Genomic DNA, 17,705 nt, shown 5'->3' on the forward strand with positions numbered 1-17,705 from the left:
CAAGGCAGCGCCCGACCTGAACCGGGCAGGGGCCCGGCGTCGAGATACCTCCTCCTTGGCGCAACCGTGGCGGGGGCATCGCTGCCCACCCTCCGCGGCCTCCTCCCGTTCGCGCGTTGGTTCGATGAGAGTGGCAGACGGGGCGAGCGGCGACTTGGATTCAGACGCAGGTAAGACGGGACAAATGCGCGAGCCGTTCAGGTGCGCTGGCGCCACTGGGTCGGGGTCACGCCGAACTGGGCGCGGAATCGGCGGGCGAAATAGGCGCTGTCGTTGAACCCCTGCTCGAAGGCGATCTCGGTGACCGAGCGCCCGGGTTCGGCCAGCAGGCAATCGGCGGCGCGGTCCAGGCGTTTCGACAGGATGTAGCGGGTGGGCGTCGTGCCCATCTCGGAAAACAGCGCCTGCAGGCTACGCGGCGACAGGCTGAACTCGCTGGCGATTTGGGCGATGGTCAGCTCCGGGTCGAAGAGTTCCGCATCCATGAAGGCCAGGATGCGCTGGCGCAGCGCCTCCTTGCGTCCCTTCAGCGCCTGGGGTTCCTCCTGCCCCTGGCGCAGGGCCATCACCCAGAGATCGGCAAGCACCTGTGAGGCGCCCTGGCCGAAGACCGGATCGCCTGCGCCGATGTCGTCCTGCCGCCAGAGCGAAAAGAGGAACTCGCGAAAGAGACGCCCGCCGGGGGTGAAGATGGTCTGCGCCCGGTCGAGGTGCCCGGCCAGCCCGTCGATGCGGCTTTGCAGGACCTCCATCGGCATTTCGACGACGATCAGGTCATGGCCCTGCGACAGGTCGAAGACATAGCCGTGGCCCGCATCCGTCAGGACGAAATCCCCGGGCGCCAGGTCGATGGTGCGGTCGCGCAGCTGCATCCGCGAGCGGCCCCCGACCTGCATGTGCAACACCACGGATCGCCCCTCGCAGCCGGTCGGATCCGCCGGCCGGCGCACGGTCGAGGCATCGGAGCGCGGTCGCAGCAGCGTCGTGTCGCCCAGAGACAGGCGCCACATCTCGGCCCGGAACGCGCGGCTTTCACTGTCGACGGTGGTGCCTCGCAGGCTCTGTTCGCAAAGCTCGTTCCAGAAATCGAGCCTGCGGCCCGTCGGTATGGACGACGAGGTGAATTTCTCGATCACGGCCCCTCCTCCCAAAGGTGCGTCGATGGCGCGGATCGACCGCGCTACGGTGCGCCATCGTTCCAAATATACATGCCAAGATCAAGATTGTTGCGAGAACGGGAGCTGGGGGAACCCGCGCGCCGGCCAGGCGGGCGCGCGGGTCGTCTCGGTCGTGTCGTCTCGGGCGGCGCCTCAGACGCGGGGCATCTCCGAGAAGATCTCGGCGCCATCCTCGCGCAGGATCACGATCTCCTCCAGGCGAACACCGAATTTGCCTTCCAGGTAGATGCCCGGCTCGATCGAGAAGACGTTGCCCACCTCCAGCACCCGTTCGGAGGTGCCGGTGATATAGGGTTCCTCGTGCACGTCGACGCCCAGGCCGTGGCCGGTACGGTGCAGGAAGTAGGGCCCATAGCCCGCCTCGGTGATGACGTTGCGCGCGGCGGCGTCGACATCGCTGGCGCGCGCGCCGGGCTTGGCGGCGGCGACGGCGGCCTGCACGGCCTCTTCCACGATGTCGCGCACTTTCAGGTACTCCGGATCGGGCGTCGCGCCGAACCAGCGGCAGCGGGTCATGTCCGAGGGGTAGCCGTCAAGGTAGCAGCCGGTGTCGAACATCACCGCCATGCCATCCTTCAACTGGGTCTCGCCGGAATGGTGGTGCGGATAGGCGCCGTTTTCGCCGAAACAGATCAGCGAGAATGCCGTCTTCGCGCCGTGGGCCTTGTAGTAGTCCGCCAGCAGGTCGACCACCTGCGCCTCGGTCATGCCGGGCTCGAGCGCGGCAAAGGTTGCCTCGACCGCCTTGTCGTTCAGCAGGTGCGCGGCCTTGATGCGGGCGTCTTCCTCGGCATCCTTGTGGGTGCGCAGAAGGCCCACCGTGTCGGCGGTGAAGCGGCGGCGGGGGCTGTCCAGCGCGTCCAGCAGGCGCAGGGCGAAGTCGGCGCGCATGGTTTCGTCCAGCACCACCGACAGGTCGGGCCGCTTGGCGTCGCAGTCGGTCAGCAGCTGGTCCAGGGCCGCGTCGGGGCCCTCGTCATCGGCCCATGTGTAAAGGGGCAGGGGGGTGTCCTTGCGTGCCGCGTCGGCGTTCAGCAGCGGCATGAGGAAGCCCGCGAACCCGGCGGTGACCAGCAGCATCACCAGCCGCTCGTCGCCATGCGGGCTGACGCCGGTCAGCCAGCTCATGTGGCTGGACGGGCCCAGCACCACGAGGTCAGTGCCGGTTTCGGCCATGCGGGCGCGCAGGCGGGCCAGGCGCGCATCGGCCTGCTTCATGTAGGACATGGAAAACTCCTGAAACGAAAGGGGCCGCCGGATGTCCGGCGACCCTGGGGGTGGTTAGGCGTGGTCGCGGATCACTCCTTGTCGACCAGCCGGTAGTAGACGAAGTCCGAGGTGGCGCCGTTGACGTAGCCCGTCACGTCCGCGTCCATGGCGACCTGATAGGAGGCCTGGAACATGATGACAATGGGCGAGCTTTCCTGCACCTTCTGCTGCAGGTCGCGGTACATCTCCAGGCGGGTTTCGGGGTCGGATTCCGACAGGGCGGCCATGGTCTGTTCGTTCATCTCGTCCGGCACGGCCCAGCTGTTCCGCCAAGTGGTGGTCGCCTGGTAGTTCTCGTCCGAGTTGTCGGAGTTGTAGGCGAAGGCCTTGGCGTTGGAATGCGGGTCCATGAAGTCGGGGCCCCAGTAGAGCAGCATCGCCTGGTGGGTCCGCTCGCGGTACTTGGTGATGACCTGGGCGCCGGTGCCCGGCAGGATCTCGAACTCGATACCGGCATCGGCGAAGCTGGCCTGCAGCGATTGCGCCATGTCGGTGAACGGAGCGGCGTTGATCACGTCCAGGGTGACCTGGATCGGGGTCTCGATGCCGGCCTCTTCGAGGATCTGCTTGGCCTTCTCGGGATCATAGGTGAAGGGCGTCTCGTCGTAGGAGCCGGGGAAGCCCTTCGGCCAGAAGGCCTGGTGCACTTCCATCTGGCCGTTGATGATCGTGTCGGTCATGCCGGTGTAGTCGACCAGATAGCGCGCGGCCTCCCAGACGGCGGGATCGGTCAGGCTCTCGGTCTTCTGGTTGAACGACAGGAAGTGGACGGCGGCCTGGGGGAAGGTCTCCACCTTGATCTCGTCCGAGGACAGCGAGGCGATCTGGTCCGGCGTCAGGTTGCGGGCCAGGTCGATGTCGCCCTGTTCCAGCAGCAGCTGCTGGGTCGCGGCCTCCGCCACGTGGCGGATGATGACCTGCTGCATCTCCGGCGCGCCGTTGAAGTAGCCTTCGTTGGCGGCCAGGCGAACCATCTGGCCGGGCGTGTAGCTGTCCAGCGAGAAGGGGCCGGAGCCGGCGGAATTGGCGTTCAGCCAGGCGTTGCCCATGTCGCCGTCTTCTTCATGCTCCATCACCAGCACGCTGTCGACGATCGAGGCGGGGCGCGAGGCCAGCACGTTCAGCACGAAGGCGGGGGAAAAGTCGCCCTCGTAACGCACGGTCACGGTGTCGCCCTCGGCGGTGACCATGTCGTCGACGTTTTCGGCGGTCCAGCCCAGTTGCGCCAGGATGAAGGCGGGCGTCAGGTTCAGCTTGATCACGCGGCCCAGCGAATAGGTCACGTCCTCAGCCGTCACCGGGTTGCCGGAGGCGAAGGTGGCGCCGTCCCGCAGGGTGAAGGTGATGGTCTTGGTTTCCGCATCCGCGGTCCATTCCGACGCCAGGCCCGGGGCCAGCACGGTGGTATCCTCGGCGTCGTATTGCACCAGCCGGTCGTAGAGGTTGGTGACCAGTTCGCCGGAGGTGAATTCATAGGCCTGGGCCGGGTCGATGGCGACGATGTCATCGATGTTCTGGGCCACGACCAGCATGGAATCGGGGGTCTCCGCCAGGGCGACGCCCGTCAGCGGAAGCGCCATGGCCGAGGCCAGAAGCGCGGGTTTCAGCAGTTTCATCACTCTCTCCTTGTTGGGTCTTCTTGTTGGTCCGGGACGGTCGCTCAGGCGTCGAGCGGGGCCATCTCGGGCAGTTTCATCGCGCCCTTGCGGTTCAGCACGGCCAGCGTGCCCGTCCAAAGCAGCCGGGCGGGGCGGTCGGTGGGATTGGTCCAGGAATGCGGCCGCAACCCGCTGTAGTGCAGGCTGTCGCCGGCGGTCATGCGGATCACCTGGCCGTCCAGGGTCTGCGTGATCTCGCCGTCGAGGATATAGATGATCTCCTCCCCCTCATGGCTGACCACTTCGGAGGCATAGCCGGGCGGCACATGCAGGATGTAGCTGGACAATTCGGCGCCGGGGAAGTCGGTGGCCAGATTTTCGTAGCCGATCGAGGAGCCGTTGAGCGAGAATTGGGGACGGGTTTCGGCGCGCGTCAGGGAATCACCGGGGCCGGGGGCGGCGATGAAGAACTCCAACCCGACCTCCAGCCCGGCGGCGATCTGCGCCAGCGTGCCCAGCGAGGGCGTGGCGTTGTCGCGTTCCACCTGGCTGAGGTAGCCGACGGAAACCCCCGCGCGGTCGCACAGCGCCTGAAGCGTCAGGCCAAGCTGCTTGCGCCGTCTGCGGATCAGCGGGCCGATCTGCGGGTCCGCCTTGTGCTTCTCCCTCGCCATGGGCGTTTCCTCCGGGTCGTTTCCCACAGGCTACAAAAAAATTTTTACTATGGCAAAAAATTTTGTAATCTGGGTGAAGAGTTTTTCACCTGGACGATGCCGGAGGAGGCGCGGACCTTGGCTACAGACACAACATTGGCGGTGCGCGCCGGGCGGCGGGCGCGGGGGCTTGGCGGCTTTGTCGTCGTCACCCTGCTGACCTTCCTCGGGCTGCTGGCGATCACCTTCTTCATCGGGCGCGTGGTGCCCATCGACCCCGTGTTGTCGGTGGTCGGCGACCGCGCCACGCAGGCGCAATACGACGCGGCGCGGATCGCCATGGGGCTGGACCGGCCAATGATCGTGCAGTTCCTCGACTATGTCTGGTCGGTGGCGCAGGGCGACCTCGGTCGCTCCATATCGACCAACCGTCCGGTGGCCGAGGACCTGGCGCGTGTCTTCCCCGCGACGCTGGAAATGGCGACGCTGGGCATCATCATCGGTGTCGTGCTGGGCGTGCCTGTAGGCGTCTGGGCCGCCACGCGGCGCGGCGAATGGGTCGACCAGGTGATGCGCGTCTTTGCCCTGCTGGGCTATTCGGTGCCCGCCTTCTGGCTGGGCCTGGTCGGGCTGGCGGTGTTCTACGCCGGGCTGGGCTGGGTCGCGGGGCCGGGCCGCCTGGACATCTTCTACGAAGGCCTGGTGCCCGCGCGCACCAATGTCATGCTGATCGACGCGGCGATTGCCGGGGACTGGACCGTCTTCTGGAACGCCCTGTCGCACCTGGTGCTGCCGGCCTCGATCCTGGGCTTCTTCTCGCTGGCCTATATCGCCCGCATGACGCGCAGCTTCATGCTCGACCAGCTGGGGCAGGAGTTCATCACCACCGCCCGCGTGAAGGGCGTGCCGGAATGGCGGGTGATCTGGTCGCATGGGTTCAAGCCGATCCGCGTGCCGCTGATCACCGTCATCGGCCTCAGTTATGCGGCCCTGCTGGAAGGCTCGGTGATGATCGAGACCGTCTTCAGCTGGCCCGGCATCGGCAATTACCTGACGGTAGCCCTGCTGAACGCCGACATGAACGCCGTGCTGGGATCCACGCTGGTCATCGGCTCGGTCTTCATCCTGATCAACAAAGTGTCGGACGTGCTCTATCGCGTTCTCGACCCGAGGAGCCGCTGATGAGCACCCGTGACTGGCTTCTGGACGACAGTCCCGCCACGCTGACCCAGGCCAACCTGGGCCGCGCCTGGCGCATGTTCACCGCGCTGATGCGCAATCCGCTGGCGGTGGCGGGGATGATCATCATCCTGTTGCTGCTGGCAACGGCCCTGTTCGCCCCCTGGATCGCCCCGGAAAGCCCAGTGGGTCAGAACCTGCAGGCGCGCCTGCTGCCGCCTTCGGCCGATCACTGGATGGGCACCGACGAGTTGGGCCGCGACATCTTCAGCCGGGTCGTTTACGGCTCGCGCATCACGCTGATGATCGTGGCGCTGGTCGCGGTGATCTCCGCGCCCCTCGGGCTCATCATCGGCGCCGTGGCGGGCTACTTCGGTGGTTGGGTCGACCGCATCCTGATGGGGTTGACCGATGTCTTCCTGTCTCTGCCGAAACTGATCCTGGCGCTGGCCTTCGTCGCCGCCCTGGGGCCGGGGATCGAAAACGCGATCATTGCCATCGCGATCACCGCCTGGCCCGCCTATGCGCGCATCGCGCGGGCCGAAACCCTGACCTTCCGCAATGCGGAGTACATCCAGGCGGTGCGTCTGGTCGGAGGCTCGCACGGGCGGATCATCTTCCGCCACGTGCTGCCGCTCTGCACGTCGTCGATGATCGTGCGGGTGACGCTGGACATGGCGGGCATCATCCTGACCGCGGCCGGTCTCGGCTTCCTCGGCCTGGGTGCGCAGCCGCCCCTGCCGGAATGGGGCGCCATGATCTCGCGCGGGCGGACCTTCATCCTGGACCAGTGGTGGGTTGCCACCATGCCGGGCTTTGCCATTATCCTCGTCTCGCTGGGTTTCTGCTTCCTCGGCGACGGTCTGCGTGACGTGCTGGATCCGAAACAGGGGGGCGCGAAATGATCGATCAACAGGCACCGCTGCTGGAGGTCGAGAACCTGCGCGTCAGCTTCGCCACGCCCACGGGGCCGGTGGAGGTGGTGAAAGGCCTCTCGTTCAACCTGGGCCGCGAGGAACGTCTGGGCATCGTCGGCGAAAGCGGGTCGGGCAAGTCGATGACCGGCCGCGCCATCCTGCGCCTGATCCGCGCCCCGGGCCGCCAGACGGCGGATGTGCTGCGCTTCGACGGGCTGGATCTGGCGGCCCAGAGCGCGCGGCAGATGCGCGGCATCCGGGGCGCGCGGATTTCCATGATCATGCAGGATCCGAAGTTCTCGTTGAACCCGGTGATGACCATCGGCGAACAGATCGCCGAGGCGCTGAAGGTGCATGAACGCCTGCCGCGCCGCGACCTGCAGGCCCGGGTGATCGAGATGCTGACCTCCGTGCGCATCAACGATCCCGAACGGGTGGCGCAGATGTACCCGCATGAGGTGTCGGGCGGCATGGGCCAGCGGGTGATGATCGCCATGATGCTGATCCCCCGCCCGCAGCTGCTGATCGCGGATGAACCGACCTCGGCGCTGGATGTCTCGGTGCAGGCCCAGGTGCTGGACCTGATCGAGGAGCTGGTGACCGGCAACGGCATGGGGCTGATCCTGATCTCCCACGACCTGAACCTGGTGGCGCGCTACTGCGACCGCATCCTGGTGATGAACGCCGGCCGCGTCGTCGAAAGCTGCGCCGCTGCCGATCTGCACAAGGCGCAGCACCCCTACACCCAGGGTCTGCTGGCGGCGCAGCCACGGATGCAGGAAACCCGGGACGAGCTGCCCGTCCTCGACCGTACCGCAGGAGAAAGCACATGACCGCTCCGGCGATTTCCCTCAAGGACGTGGATATTTCCTACGGTGACACCAAGGTCGTCCGTGACGTGACCTTCGACGTGGCCGAGGGCGAGAGCTTTGCCCTTGTGGGCGAAAGCGGGTCGGGCAAGTCGACGGTGCTGAAGGCCATCGCGGGGCTGGCGCCGCAGTGGACCGGGGCGATCTCGGTCCTGGGCAAGCCGCGCGGGCATGGCCCCGACCGGGCCTTTTCCGAGACCTGCCAGATGGTGTTTCAGGATCCCTATGCCTCGCTGCACCCCAGAAAGACCATCGACACGGTGCTGTCCGAGCCGCTGGCCATCCACGGCATCGGCAAGCGCAGCGAGAAGGTGCTGGAGATGCTGGCGGCCGTGGGCCTCGACCGGCGGTTCCGTTTCCGCTTTCCGCACCAGCTGTCGGGCGGGCAGCGTCAGCGCGTGGCCATCGCCCGCGCCCTGATGCTGGAGCCGAAGGTGATGCTGCTGGATGAGCCGACCTCGGCGCTGGACGTGTCGGTGCAGGCGGAGATCCTGAACCTGCTGAAGCGCCTGCGCCGTGAACAGGGGCTGACCTACCTGATGGTCACCCACAACCTGCCCGTGGTCAGCTTCATGTGCGACCGCATGGCGGTGATGAACAAGGGCCGCATCGTCGAGATCGCCCCCAAGACTGCGCTGTATGACGGCAGCTTTGCCGATCCCTACACGCGCGACCTGTATGCCGCTTCCGGCGGCAACCCCGATGCGCCTGCGCCGCTGGCCGCATCCGACAGCTGAGGACTTCCATGACCGACACGACCCGGGCGCTTGACGCCTTCACCGCCGAACTGACCGGCGCCACCAGCGAAGAAGCCGCCTTCGATGCGCTGTGCCGTCTGACCAAGGCCACGGTGGGGGCGAAGCTGTTCACCGTGATGACCTCGGACACCGAGGCGATGGTGGCGCGGCGCGCCTATACGGATGACGCCGAGAACTACCCGACTTCGGGTGAGAAACCGATCGAGATGAACCGCTGGTTCGACCAGGTGCTGACCCGGCAGGAGGCCTTCGTGTCCAACACCCTGGCCGACATCGACACGGTATTTCCCGATGCCGAGCTGATCGGCAAGCTGGGCTGCGGGTCGGTGGTGAACCTGCCGATCATCATGGGCGGCAAGGTCATCGCCACGATGAACATCCTGCACGAGGAAGGCTACTACACGGCCGAGCGCGTGGCGCAGATTCACGACACGCTGCGCCTTCCGGCCTTGGCTGCCTGTGCCGTGGCCATGCAACTGGCGCGCTGAGCGACTGAGCTTGCGAACGAAAAAGGCGCCGTCGACGGGCTGTCGGCGGCGCCTTTTGCGTGAACGGGGGCGGGCTCAGGTCGCCACGTCGCATCCCATGTAGCCGGTCATGAAGGCCACGAGGGAGGTCGTCAGGTCGGGCGACAGGTAGCCGCCTTCCTGCACCAGAACCGTCGGCAGCCCGGCATCGGCGATCATCCGGCCCGCGCGGGTGAAGCCGTCGAAGGTGACCTTCAGCCCCTTCAGCGGGTCGTTCTCATGGGCATCAAGCCCGAGGCTGAGGACCAGCGCATCGGGGGCGAACTCCGCCACCCGCGCCAGCGCCGTTTCCAGCGCCGCGCACCAGCCGTCATCGCCGGTGCTTTGCGCCAGCGGGATGTTCAGGTTGAACCCGTCCCCCGCGCCCGCGCCGGTCTCATGCGCGTGCCCGACGAAGAAGGGGTAGTAGGTTTCGGGCGTGGCATGGACGGAGACGAAGAGCACGTCGTCACGTTCATAGAAGATGTCCTGGGTGCCGTTGCCGTGGTGCACGTCGATGTCCAGCACCGCGACCCGTTGGTGGCGCGTCTTCAGCGTTTCGGCGGCCACCGCGGCGCAGTTCAGCATGCAGTGCCCCGCCACCACGTCTGCGGAGCTGTGGTGCCCCGGCGGACGGCAGAGGGCATAGGCGCTGCGGTCACCCTCCAGCACGGCGCGGGCGGCAGCATGGGCGGCGGCCACGGCCCCCAGGGTGGCCTCCCAGCTATGCTCGGCCAGCGGGGCGGAGGTGTCGCCCATGTGCCAGCCGGCGCGGCCGATGATGTGCTTGGGGTAGGTGCGTTCCTTGTTCAGGGCATGCACATTGGGCACCACCTCCGGCCCGGCGTCGGGCAGGGTCTGCCATTCGGCCCAGCCGGTTTCGAGGAAGGTCAGGAGCTCCGTGGTGTGCACCGTTTCCAGGATCTCGCGCGGGGCGGGATCGGGTTCGGTCACCGGAAGGTCCAGCTGGTCCAGCCCGGCCAGAAGCAGGCGCGCGCGTTCCGCCTGTTCGGCGTTGCGGGCGATGCGGCCCAGGGAGATGCGGAAGACCGGGTCATGGGCCTCGGTCGCCTTGGCGTAATAGCATTTCATGTCCTGCCGGCCTCCTGCTGTTGCTGGGCTTCGATATGGGCCGTAACCAGGTCCTTGGCGACGCCGATGTGATAGGCGATGGCCGCAGCGGCGGCATCTGCGTCACCCGCGGCGATGGCCGCGATGATCGGCTCATGCGTCTCGGCCATGCGGTGCGCATCGTCGTAAAGGCGCCCGATCACCAGAAGGCCCAGCTTCGTTTCATTGGAAATCTGGTCGAAGACCTGCAGGAAGCGCCGGTTGCCGGATCCTTCGCAGATCAGCCGGTGGAACTGCATGTCGGCCGACACATGGGCCATCATCTCGGCGTCCTCGTCGGCCAGCCGGTGCAATTCGGCCATCTGGGCACGCAGGCCGGGTAGGGCGCCCGGGTTGGTTTCCGTCAGGGCGCGCACGGCGGCCGTCTCGATCACGATGCGCAGCTCGTAGAGCTCGCGGATCGAGGTGGCGGAAATCACGTGGACGAAGAAGCCGCGGTTGGCGCGGTATTCCACCAGGCCCGAGCTTTCCAGCAGGCGCAGCGCCTCGCGGACGGGGGCGCGCGACAGGTCCATCTGGCGGGCGATCTGGGATTCGGCCAGCCGCTCGCCGGGGCGGATCGCGCCCGACAGGATGGCATTGACCAGCGAATGGGCGACCCGGTCGACCAGGCCATCCCGGCTGAGGGGCAGGAACGGGTAGGCCTCAGTCACGGCGCTGGTGTCCCGGGTCATGGGGCGTCCAAATCTCAATCATCTCAGGACCTGACTATCTGTCGTTTTGTCGGCTGTCGACAATCTTCTTGACTCAAGCGCCTTCAGGCAATCTCTTTTACGTGAACCGACGATCCGAAGCTGATCCGAAAGGCAGAGCCGCCCATGACCACGCTTTCCAGGCCGATGCCCGAAGAATCCATGTCGCTCGGGGGAGGGGACACCTCCGCCGCGCAGAGCCCGAAGACCGAGGCCGAGATCCGTCGCGATCTGGCCGCCGCCTATCGGGTGATCGCGCTGAAGGGGATGGACGACGGGATCTACACCCATATTTCCGCCCGGCTGCCCGACGGGCCCGAGGGGCAGAAACGTTTCCTGCTGAACCCATTCGGCCTGATGTTTGACGAGGTGACGGTCAGCAACCTGGTGACGGTGGACGAAGAGGGCGCGATCCTCGACGATCCCTATGGCCACGGGGTGAACGCCGCCGGCTTCACCATCCATTCCGCCGTCCACATGGCGCGTCACGATGCGGCCTGCGTGCTGCACACCCACACCGTGGCCGGTGTCGCCGTCAGTTCGGTCCGTGAGGGGCTGATGTCGCTGAACCAGTGGTCGGCGCAGTTCCATGACGCCATCGCCTACCACGACTACGAGGGCATCGCCCTGAACCTGGAAGAACGGCAGCGCATCATCGCCGACCTGGGCCACCTCAACGTGCTGATGCTGCGCAACCACGGCACGCTGGTCTGCGGCCGGTCCGTGGCCGAGGCGGTGAAGCTGGCGCTGAACCTGGAACGGTCGTGCAAGGCCCAGGTGGCGGCCCTGTCGATGGGGCTGACGCCCGATCCGCTGTCCGACGAGGTGGCCGCCCATACGGCCGGGCAATATGCCCGCGCCTACGACAAGATCGAGGCCTCGGGGCAGGACCCCGAATGGGCGTCTATCCTACGGCTGCTGGACCGGGAGGCTCCCGGCTACATCGCCTGAATTCAAACCGAGGCCCGGCAAACCGGGTCCGACAAACCCCAAACCAACAGGGAAAACCAAGATGAAACTTCTGAAGGCAACGACTTTCCTCGTCGCCGCCAGCATGGCGACCGGCGCTGTGGCGCAACAGGACGGCGGACGGCTCGACCTGATCGTACAGCCGGAACCCCCCAGCCTGATGCTGGGCTTGGTGCAGAACGCACCGACCCAGATGGTGGCCGGCCAGATCTACGAAGGCCTGCTGCGCTACAACACCGATCTGGAGCCGCAGCCCTCGCTGGCGAAGGAATGGAGCATCTCGGAAGACGGGATGACCTATACCTTCATCCTGAACGAAGGCGTCACCTGGCATGACGGAGAGCCCTTCTCGTCGGAGGACGTGATCTTCTCCACCAAGTTCCTGCAGGACAACCACGCGCGTTTCCGCGGCGCCTTCTCCCACGTGGAAAGCGTCGAGGCGCCGGATGCCAACACCATCGTCATCACCATGAAGGAACCCTACGGCCCCTTCATCAACGCCTTCGAGGCGGGCTCCATGCCCATCGTGCCCAAGCACATCTACGAAGGCACCGACTATGCCACGAACGAGATGAACGCCACGCCGATCGGCACCGGCCCCTATGAGTTCGTGGAGTGGGAAAAGGGCAGCTACATTCACCTGACGAAGAACGAGGACTACTACCTCGACGGGCTGCCGCATATCGATGATCTCTACTACCGCGTGGTGCCCGATGCGGCCTCCCGCGCCGTGGCCTTCGAAACCGGCGAGGTCGATGTGCTGCCCGGTGGCGCCGTGGAAAACTGGGACGTGGCGCGGCTGACCGAGATGGACAACGTCTGCTCCAGCTCCAAGGGCTGGGAATTCTTCGCCCCCCACGCCTGGATGTGGCTGAACAACCGCGAAGGGCCGACCGCCGACAAGCGGTTCCGCCAGGCCGTCATGTTCGCCATGGACCGCGAATTCGTGAAGGACGTGGTCTGGAACGGCTTCGGCACCGTGCCGACGGGCCCCGTGTCGTCGAAGACCAACTTCTACACCGACGACGTGCCGCAGTACCCCTACGACCCCGAGAAGGCGAAGGAACTGCTGGACGAGATGGGCTATGACGGCACCCCCGTCCGCCTGCTGCCGCTGCCCTATGGCGAGACCTGGCAACGCTGGGCCGAAGCGGTGAAGCAGAACCTGGGCGAGGTCGGCGTCGAGGTTGAGATCGACAGCGCCGACGTCGCGGGCTGGAACGAGAAGACGGCCAACTGGGACTACGACATGGCCTTCACCTATCTCTACCAGTACGGCGATCCGGCCCTGGGCGTGGCGCGGAACTACGTCGAGAGCCAGATCAAGAAGGGCAGCCCCTGGAACAACGTCGAGGGCTACGTGAACCCCGAGCTGGACGCGCTGTGGGAACAGGCCGCCGTCGAGCCCGACAACGAGAAGCGCCAGGAGCTCTACACCGAGATCCAGCAGCAGATCGTGGAAGACGTGCCCGTCGCCTGGCTGCTCGAGATCGAGTTCCCGACGATCTATCGCTGCAACGTCAAGAACCTGATCACCACGGGGATCGGTCTGAACGACGGCCTGCGCGACGCCTGGATCGAAGAGTAAATCCTGATATCGGGAGGGGCGGCGCTGCCGTCGCCTCTCCCCAAGACCAAACGGGAGGCTGGCCATGGCCATTGCCGGAGCGATCTTGTCGCGTCTGCTGAAGGCGGCGATCACACTACTTGCCATCGCGATCCTGAACTTCTTCCTGGTCCATGCGGCCCCCGGTGACCCGGCGGCGGTGCTGGCAGGCGAAGCGGGCGCGGCGGACGAACAGATGATCGCGGATCTTCGGGCGCAGTTCGGGCTGGATCAGCCCTTCTACGTCCAGCTGGCGCGCTACGTCGGCAATATCGTCACCCTCGACCTCGGCTATTCCTTCCGCCAGGGCCAGCCGGTGCTGGAGCTGATCCTGGAGCGGCTGCCGGCGACACTGATCCTGACGCTGACGGCCTTCTGGATCTCCCTCGTGGCGGGGGTGGCGCTTGGCGTCGCAGCCTCGGCGCGGGTGGGGAAGTTCACGGACACGCTGATCACCGGCACGGCGCTGCTGTTCTACGCCACGCCGCTTTACTGGGCCGCGCTGATGGCGGTGCTGGTCTTCTCGGTGCAGCTCGGCTGGCTGCCCGGCTTCGGCTATGAAACCGTCGGCAGCGGCTTCGGCGGGCTGGCGCGGGCGCTGGACATCCTGAAGCACCTGATCCTGCCGGCGCTGACGCTGGGGCTGTTCTTCATGGCGGTCTACATGCGCATGACCCGGGCCTCGATGCTGGAGGTGGCGCAGCAGGACTTCGTGAAGACCGCACGGGCCAAGGGCCTGAACCCGGCCACCATCCGGCGCCGCCACATCCTGCGCAACGCGCTGCTGCCCGTCGTCACCCTTGCGGGCCTGCAGGCCGGGCAGCTGGTCGGGGGCGCGGTGCTGACCGAGACGGTCTTCGCCTGGCCGGGTATCGGCCGGCTGATGTTCGAAAGCCTCGCGGCGCGTGACTACAACACCATCCTCGGGGTCTTCCTCGTCTCGGCCGCCATGGTCATCGTCTTCAACATCCTGACGGACCTGGTCTACCGGCTGATCGACCCGCGGATCGGACACAAGGCATAATCATGACACTCTGGAAACGCTTCCTCACGAACCGCGGCGCCCTTTTGGGGCTGGCGATCCTGATCGCGGTGATCGCCGTGGCCCTGCTGGCGCCCGTCCTCTATCCGCGTGGCCCCTGGGCCATGGTGCAACGGCCCTTCCTGGTGCCCTTCAGCACCGACGGGCTGCCGCTTGGCACCGATACCCTGGGCCGTGACGTGCTGGCCGGGCTGGTCTACGGCGCCCGGGTGTCGCTGCTGGTCGGGCTGGTCTCCACCCTGATGGCGCTGCTGATCGGCGTGCCTCTTGGCGCGCTGGCGGGCTTTTACGGCAAATGGGTCGATGAAGGCGCCATGCGCTTCACCGAGTTCTTCCAGACCATCCCCAACTTCGCCCTGGCCATCGTGCTGGTGGCGATCCTGGAGCCCACGCTGACCTCGATCACTATCGCCATTGCCATCGTCTCCTGGCCACCGGTGGCGCGCCTGGTGCGGGCCGAGGTGATGTCGGTGACCAAACGCGAATACGTCGACGCCGCCCGCCTGGCCGGCCTGTCCAACCTGTCGATCCTGGTGCGTCAGGTGCTGCCCAACACCGTGTCGCCGATCATCGTCATGGCCTCGCTGATGGTGGCCACGGCGATCCTGCTGGAAAGCTCGCTGTCCTTCCTCGGCCTGGGCGATCCCAACATCATGTCCTGGGGGTTCCAGATCGGGGCGGCGCGCACGGTGATCCGCTCCGCCTGGTGGCTGTCCTTCTTCCCCGGCGTGGCGATCGTGCTGACGGTGCTGGCGCTGAACCTGATCGGCGAGGGGCTCAACGATGCCCTGAACCCCCACCTGTCGCGAAAGGGCCGGTCATGAGCGTCCTGAAGATTTCCGACCTGTCCATCGCCCTGCCGAAGGGCGCCGACCGGGAACATGCGGTGAGCCAATGTTCCTACGAGATCGGCGCGGGCGAGATCCTCTGCGTGGTGGGCGAAAGCGGCTCGGGCAAGTCGATGACGGCCAACGCCCTGATGGGCCTGCTGCCGGAAGGGGTGCGCGTCGATCACGGCACGGCCGAGTTCGGCGGCAAGGACATCCTGCGCGTCAGCGAGGCGGAACAGCGCGCCCTGCGCGGCGACCGCATCGCGATGATCTTCCAGGAGCCGATGACGGCGCTGAACCCGCTGATGCGGATCGGCGATCAGATCGCCGAGGTCTACGAGGCGCACAACCGGCACCGCCCGGCGGAGCGGCGCGAGAAGGCGCTGGAGCTGATCCGCGAGGTGCAGCTGCCCGACCCCGAAAAGATCATCCGCGCCTATCCCTTCCAGCTGTCCGGCGGGCAGCGGCAGCGGGCGATGATCGCCATGGCCCTGGCGCTGGAGCCGGAACTGCTGATCGCGGATGAGCCGACCACCGCGCTCGACGTGACCACCCAGGCGCAGATCCTGAAGCTGATCCTCGACCTGCGCGAAAAGCATGGCATGGCGGTGATGTTCATCACCCATGATTTCGGCGTCGTGGCCGAGATCGCGGACCGCGTGATCGTCATGCGTTACGGCGAGATTGTCGAACGCGGCACGGCGGCGGAGGTGCTGGAGAACCCGCAGCACGATTATACCCGCCGCCTGCTGGACGCGATCCCCACGGGGATGGTCCCGCAGTCGGTCGAGGTCGCAAAGGCCCCCGCGTTGGAGATCCGGCATCTGAAAAAGACCTACAACACCGGCGGCGGCCTCTTCCGCGAGGCCCGCGCGGTGCGTGCCATCGACGACGTGTCGCTGACCATCTCGCGCGGCGAGGTGCTGGGCCTGGTGGGGGAATCCGGGTCGGGCAAATCCACCCTGGGCCGCGCCGTGGTGCGGCTGGTGACGCCGGATTCCGGGTCGGTCATGGTGGGCGGCACCGACATGGCGGCGCTGAACGACAGCGAGCTGCGCGCGGCGCGGCACAAGGTGCAGATGGTCTTCCAGGATCCCTATGCCTCGCTCAATCCGCGCCATCGGGTGATGCGCGCGCTGACCGACGGGCCGATTGCCAAGGGGGTGCCCAAGGCCCAGGCCCGTGACCGGGCGCGCGAGCTGATGGAAACCGTGGGGCTGGGCGCCGATGCGGTCGACCGCTTCCCGCATGAGTTCTCCGGCGGGCAGCGTCAGCGGATCGGCATCGCCCGCGCCCTGGCCATGGACCCCGAGCTGATCATCGCGGACGAGGCCGTCTCGGCGCTCGACGTGTCGATCCAGGCCCAGGTGCTGGACCTGCTGCGCGACCTGCGGCAGCGGTTCGATCTGTCGATCCTCTTCATCACCCATGACCTGCGGGTCGGGGCGCAGCTGTGTGACCGGATCGCGGTGATGCAGAAGGGCAAGCTGGTGGAGATCGGCCCGGTGTCCGAGGTCTTCCTGAACCCGCAGCATGACTACACGCGGACCCTGCTCGACGCCGTGCCCGGCGGGGGCTGGGGGCAGGCGGCGGAATGAGCCGCTGGACCGGCGTTGCCACCTGCACGATGCTCGACATGACGCGGTTCCAGCGCGGGCCCTACCGGGCCTTCGCCCCGGAGGTGCGCCTGCTGCTGCCCGAAGAGGTCGAGGATCCGGCGGCGGTGGATTTCGCCCTGACTTTCGTGCCGGGGGAGGGGGCCTTCGCGCCCTATCCCAACCTGCGGGCGATCTTCTCGGTCGGCGCGGGCACGGATGGCATCGACGCCTGTCAGTCCCGCCCGGACGTGCCGGTCTTCCGGGTCGAGGATCCGGACCAGGCACAGCAGATGGCGGGCTTCGCCGCCTTCCACGTCCTGTGGCATCACCGCCGGATGGGAGAGTTCCTGGCCGCCCAGGCCCGGGGCGCCTGGGAGCGTCGGGTGGGCGACCAGAGCCCGACCCTGCGCCGCATCGGCGTCATGGGATTCGGCCTGATGGGCCGGGCGATCGCGGCGGGGCTTGTGGCTCTGGGCTATCCGGTGACCGTGCTGTCGCGATCGACCCCGCGCGAGCCGCTGCCGGGCGCGCGGCACATGACCGACGACCGGCTGGAGACCTTCCTGGCGGAGACGGACATCCTGATCAACGTACTGCCCCTGACGCCTGCGACGCAGGGCATCCTCAACGCCCGCAGCTTTGACGCGCTGCCCGAGGGCGCCGCGCTGATCCAGCTGGGGCGCGGCGCGCATCTGGTGGAGGCGGACCTGCTGGCGGCGCTGGACAGCGGCCAGCTGTCGGGCGCCTCGCTGGATGTCTTCGAGACCGAGCCGCTGCCAGCAGACAGCCCGCTTTGGGCGCATCCGAAGTTGGTGCTGACCCCCCATGTGGCCAGCACGCCCCGGCCCGAGGCGGTGGTCGAAAACGTCAAGCGCGGCATGGCCTCGCTGGAATGACGCGCGGGCGCGAG

At 66.8% G+C, this 17,705-nt stretch carries 17 protein-coding genes; 11 read left to right on the plus strand and 6 right to left on the minus strand.

From position 1 onward, the window contains the following. Nucleotides 1-197 precede the first annotated feature (197 nt). The 4 genes from LC066_RS15095 to LC066_RS15110 form a co-directional block, all read right to left on the minus strand. A complete protein-coding gene (locus tag LC066_RS15095) occupies nucleotides 198-1,136 on the minus strand; it encodes a helix-turn-helix domain-containing protein (RefSeq protein ID WP_224900642.1) in 939 nt (312 codons plus the stop codon). Between the two features lie 174 nt (nucleotides 1,137-1,310). Then, nucleotides 1,311-2,405 (minus strand): M24 family metallopeptidase, encoded by a 1,095-nt coding sequence (locus tag LC066_RS15100; RefSeq protein ID WP_224900645.1) that lies wholly within the window; start codon nucleotides 2,403-2,405, stop codon nucleotides 1,311-1,313. Nucleotides 2,406-2,476: 71 nt separating this feature from the next. After that, entirely contained in the window at nucleotides 2,477-4,063 is a 1,587-nt protein-coding gene (locus LC066_RS15105) for an ABC transporter substrate-binding protein (protein WP_224900648.1), read from the minus strand. Nucleotides 4,064-4,107: 44 nt separating this feature from the next. Then, nucleotides 4,108-4,719 carry a helix-turn-helix domain-containing protein gene (locus tag LC066_RS15110; protein ID WP_224900650.1) on the minus strand — a complete coding sequence of 204 codons (612 nt, stop codon included), beginning with the start codon at nucleotides 4,717-4,719 and terminating at the stop codon, nucleotides 4,108-4,110. A 96-nt stretch (nucleotides 4,720-4,815) separates the two neighbouring features. Between LC066_RS15110 and LC066_RS15115 the strand changes: the two genes are divergently transcribed. The 5 genes from LC066_RS15115 to LC066_RS15135 are packed head-to-tail and all read left to right on the plus strand — an operon-like array spanning nucleotide 4,816 to nucleotide 8,909. Continuing rightward, entirely contained in the window at nucleotides 4,816-5,880 is a 1,065-nt protein-coding gene (locus LC066_RS15115; RefSeq protein WP_412103246.1) for an ABC transporter permease, read from the plus strand. Further along, on the plus strand, nucleotides 5,880-6,782 hold the full coding sequence (gene nikC / locus LC066_RS15120) for a nickel transporter permease (protein ID WP_224900655.1): 903 nt from the start codon (nucleotides 5,880-5,882) through the stop codon (nucleotides 6,780-6,782). Before LC066_RS15115 ends, nikC begins: the two co-directional genes overlap by 1 nt. Further along, nucleotides 6,779-7,627 carry an ABC transporter ATP-binding protein gene (locus LC066_RS15125; protein ID WP_224900658.1) on the plus strand — a complete coding sequence of 283 codons (849 nt, stop codon included), beginning with the start codon at nucleotides 6,779-6,781 and terminating at the stop codon, nucleotides 7,625-7,627. Before nikC ends, LC066_RS15125 begins: the two co-directional genes overlap by 4 nt. Continuing rightward, entirely contained in the window at nucleotides 7,624-8,400 is a 777-nt protein-coding gene (locus tag LC066_RS15130; RefSeq protein ID WP_224900661.1) for an ABC transporter ATP-binding protein, read from the plus strand. Before LC066_RS15125 ends, LC066_RS15130 begins: the two co-directional genes overlap by 4 nt. 8 nt (nucleotides 8,401-8,408) lie before the next feature. Further along, on the plus strand, nucleotides 8,409-8,909 hold the full coding sequence (locus LC066_RS15135) for a GAF domain-containing protein (protein ID WP_222478467.1): 501 nt from the start codon (nucleotides 8,409-8,411) through the stop codon (nucleotides 8,907-8,909). A gap of 75 nt (nucleotides 8,910-8,984) precedes the next feature. Here LC066_RS15135 and LC066_RS15140 read toward each other — a convergent pair whose 3' ends face one another. Together LC066_RS15140 and LC066_RS15145 are read right to left on the minus strand one after the other, a co-directional pair. Beyond that, nucleotides 8,985-10,019, minus strand: a complete 1,035-nt coding sequence (locus LC066_RS15140) for a histone deacetylase family protein (RefSeq protein ID WP_224900664.1) — start codon at nucleotides 10,017-10,019, stop codon at nucleotides 8,985-8,987. Continuing rightward, nucleotides 10,016-10,732: a GntR family transcriptional regulator gene (locus LC066_RS15145; protein WP_224900667.1), complete on the minus strand. Its 717-nt coding sequence runs from the start codon at nucleotides 10,730-10,732 to the stop codon at nucleotides 10,016-10,018. The genes LC066_RS15140 and LC066_RS15145 overlap by 4 nt, the downstream gene beginning before the upstream one ends. A gap of 180 nt (nucleotides 10,733-10,912) precedes the next feature. Between LC066_RS15145 and LC066_RS15150 the strand changes: the two genes are divergently transcribed. The 6 genes from LC066_RS15150 to LC066_RS15175 all read left to right on the plus strand — a co-directional run bounded on the left by LC066_RS15150 (nucleotide 10,913) and on the right by LC066_RS15175 (nucleotide 17,691). Further along, complete coding sequence (locus tag LC066_RS15150; protein ID WP_412103248.1) at nucleotides 10,913-11,701, plus strand: class II aldolase/adducin family protein; 789 nt, start codon at nucleotides 10,913-10,915, stop codon at nucleotides 11,699-11,701. Between the two features lie 61 nt (nucleotides 11,702-11,762). Beyond that, the gene (locus LC066_RS15155; RefSeq protein ID WP_224900673.1) at nucleotides 11,763-13,307 is read left to right on the plus strand and encodes an ABC transporter substrate-binding protein; all 1,545 of its coding nucleotides are present in this window, start codon (nucleotides 11,763-11,765) and stop codon (nucleotides 13,305-13,307) included. A 64-nt stretch (nucleotides 13,308-13,371) separates the two neighbouring features. Then, nucleotides 13,372-14,349 carry an ABC transporter permease gene (locus tag LC066_RS15160; protein WP_085887228.1) on the plus strand — a complete coding sequence of 326 codons (978 nt, stop codon included), beginning with the start codon at nucleotides 13,372-13,374 and terminating at the stop codon, nucleotides 14,347-14,349. Nucleotides 14,350-14,351: 2 nt separating this feature from the next. Further along, nucleotides 14,352-15,191, plus strand: a complete 840-nt coding sequence (locus LC066_RS15165) for an ABC transporter permease (protein WP_085887227.1) — start codon at nucleotides 14,352-14,354, stop codon at nucleotides 15,189-15,191. Then, nucleotides 15,188-16,795: an ABC transporter ATP-binding protein gene (locus LC066_RS15170; protein ID WP_224900676.1), complete on the plus strand. Its 1,608-nt coding sequence runs from the start codon at nucleotides 15,188-15,190 to the stop codon at nucleotides 16,793-16,795. The genes LC066_RS15165 and LC066_RS15170 overlap by 4 nt, the downstream gene beginning before the upstream one ends. After that, nucleotides 16,792-17,691 carry a 2-hydroxyacid dehydrogenase gene (locus tag LC066_RS15175; RefSeq protein ID WP_224900679.1) on the plus strand — a complete coding sequence of 300 codons (900 nt, stop codon included), beginning with the start codon at nucleotides 16,792-16,794 and terminating at the stop codon, nucleotides 17,689-17,691. Before LC066_RS15170 ends, LC066_RS15175 begins: the two co-directional genes overlap by 4 nt. Nucleotides 17,692-17,705 lie beyond the last annotated feature (14 nt).

Origin of the sequence: Pseudooceanicola marinus, assembly GCF_020177265.1 — a bacterium.
Classification (GTDB): domain Bacteria; phylum Pseudomonadota; class Alphaproteobacteria; order Rhodobacterales; family Rhodobacteraceae; genus Pseudooceanicola; species Pseudooceanicola marinus_A.

What these genes read in the sequence shown, in the direction of transcription:
- LC066_RS15115 (WP_412103246.1), top strand. Translation starts at nt 4,816, where the DNA reads ATGCCGGAGGAGGCGCGGACCTTGGCTACAGACACAACATTGGCGGTG.
- LC066_RS15155 (WP_224900673.1), top strand. Translation starts at nt 11,763, where the DNA reads ATGAAACTTCTGAAGGCAACGACTTTCCTCGTCGCCGCCAGCATGGCG.
- LC066_RS15135 (WP_222478467.1), top strand. Translation starts at nt 8,409, where the DNA reads ATGACCGACACGACCCGGGCGCTTGACGCCTTCACCGCCGAACTGACC.
- LC066_RS15145 (WP_224900667.1), bottom strand. Translation starts at nt 10,732, where the DNA reads ATGACCCGGGACACCAGCGCCGTGACTGAGGCCTACCCGTTCCTGCCC.
- LC066_RS15170 (WP_224900676.1), top strand. Translation starts at nt 15,188, where the DNA reads ATGAGCGTCCTGAAGATTTCCGACCTGTCCATCGCCCTGCCGAAGGGC.
- LC066_RS15160 (WP_085887228.1), top strand. Translation starts at nt 13,372, where the DNA reads ATGGCCATTGCCGGAGCGATCTTGTCGCGTCTGCTGAAGGCGGCGATC.
- nikC (WP_224900655.1), top strand. Translation starts at nt 5,880, where the DNA reads ATGAGCACCCGTGACTGGCTTCTGGACGACAGTCCCGCCACGCTGACC.
- LC066_RS15150 (WP_412103248.1), top strand. Translation starts at nt 10,913, where the DNA reads ATGTCGCTCGGGGGAGGGGACACCTCCGCCGCGCAGAGCCCGAAGACC.
- LC066_RS15125 (WP_224900658.1), top strand. Translation starts at nt 6,779, where the DNA reads ATGATCGATCAACAGGCACCGCTGCTGGAGGTCGAGAACCTGCGCGTC.
- LC066_RS15110 (WP_224900650.1), bottom strand. Translation starts at nt 4,719, where the DNA reads ATGGCGAGGGAGAAGCACAAGGCGGACCCGCAGATCGGCCCGCTGATC.
- LC066_RS15140 (WP_224900664.1), bottom strand. Translation starts at nt 10,019, where the DNA reads ATGAAATGCTATTACGCCAAGGCGACCGAGGCCCATGACCCGGTCTTC.
- LC066_RS15100 (WP_224900645.1), bottom strand. Translation starts at nt 2,405, where the DNA reads ATGTCCTACATGAAGCAGGCCGATGCGCGCCTGGCCCGCCTGCGCGCC.
- LC066_RS15165 (WP_085887227.1), top strand. Translation starts at nt 14,352, where the DNA reads ATGACACTCTGGAAACGCTTCCTCACGAACCGCGGCGCCCTTTTGGGG.
- LC066_RS15175 (WP_224900679.1), top strand. Translation starts at nt 16,792, where the DNA reads ATGAGCCGCTGGACCGGCGTTGCCACCTGCACGATGCTCGACATGACG.
- LC066_RS15105 (WP_224900648.1), bottom strand. Translation starts at nt 4,063, where the DNA reads ATGAAACTGCTGAAACCCGCGCTTCTGGCCTCGGCCATGGCGCTTCCG.
- LC066_RS15130 (WP_224900661.1), top strand. Translation starts at nt 7,624, where the DNA reads ATGACCGCTCCGGCGATTTCCCTCAAGGACGTGGATATTTCCTACGGT.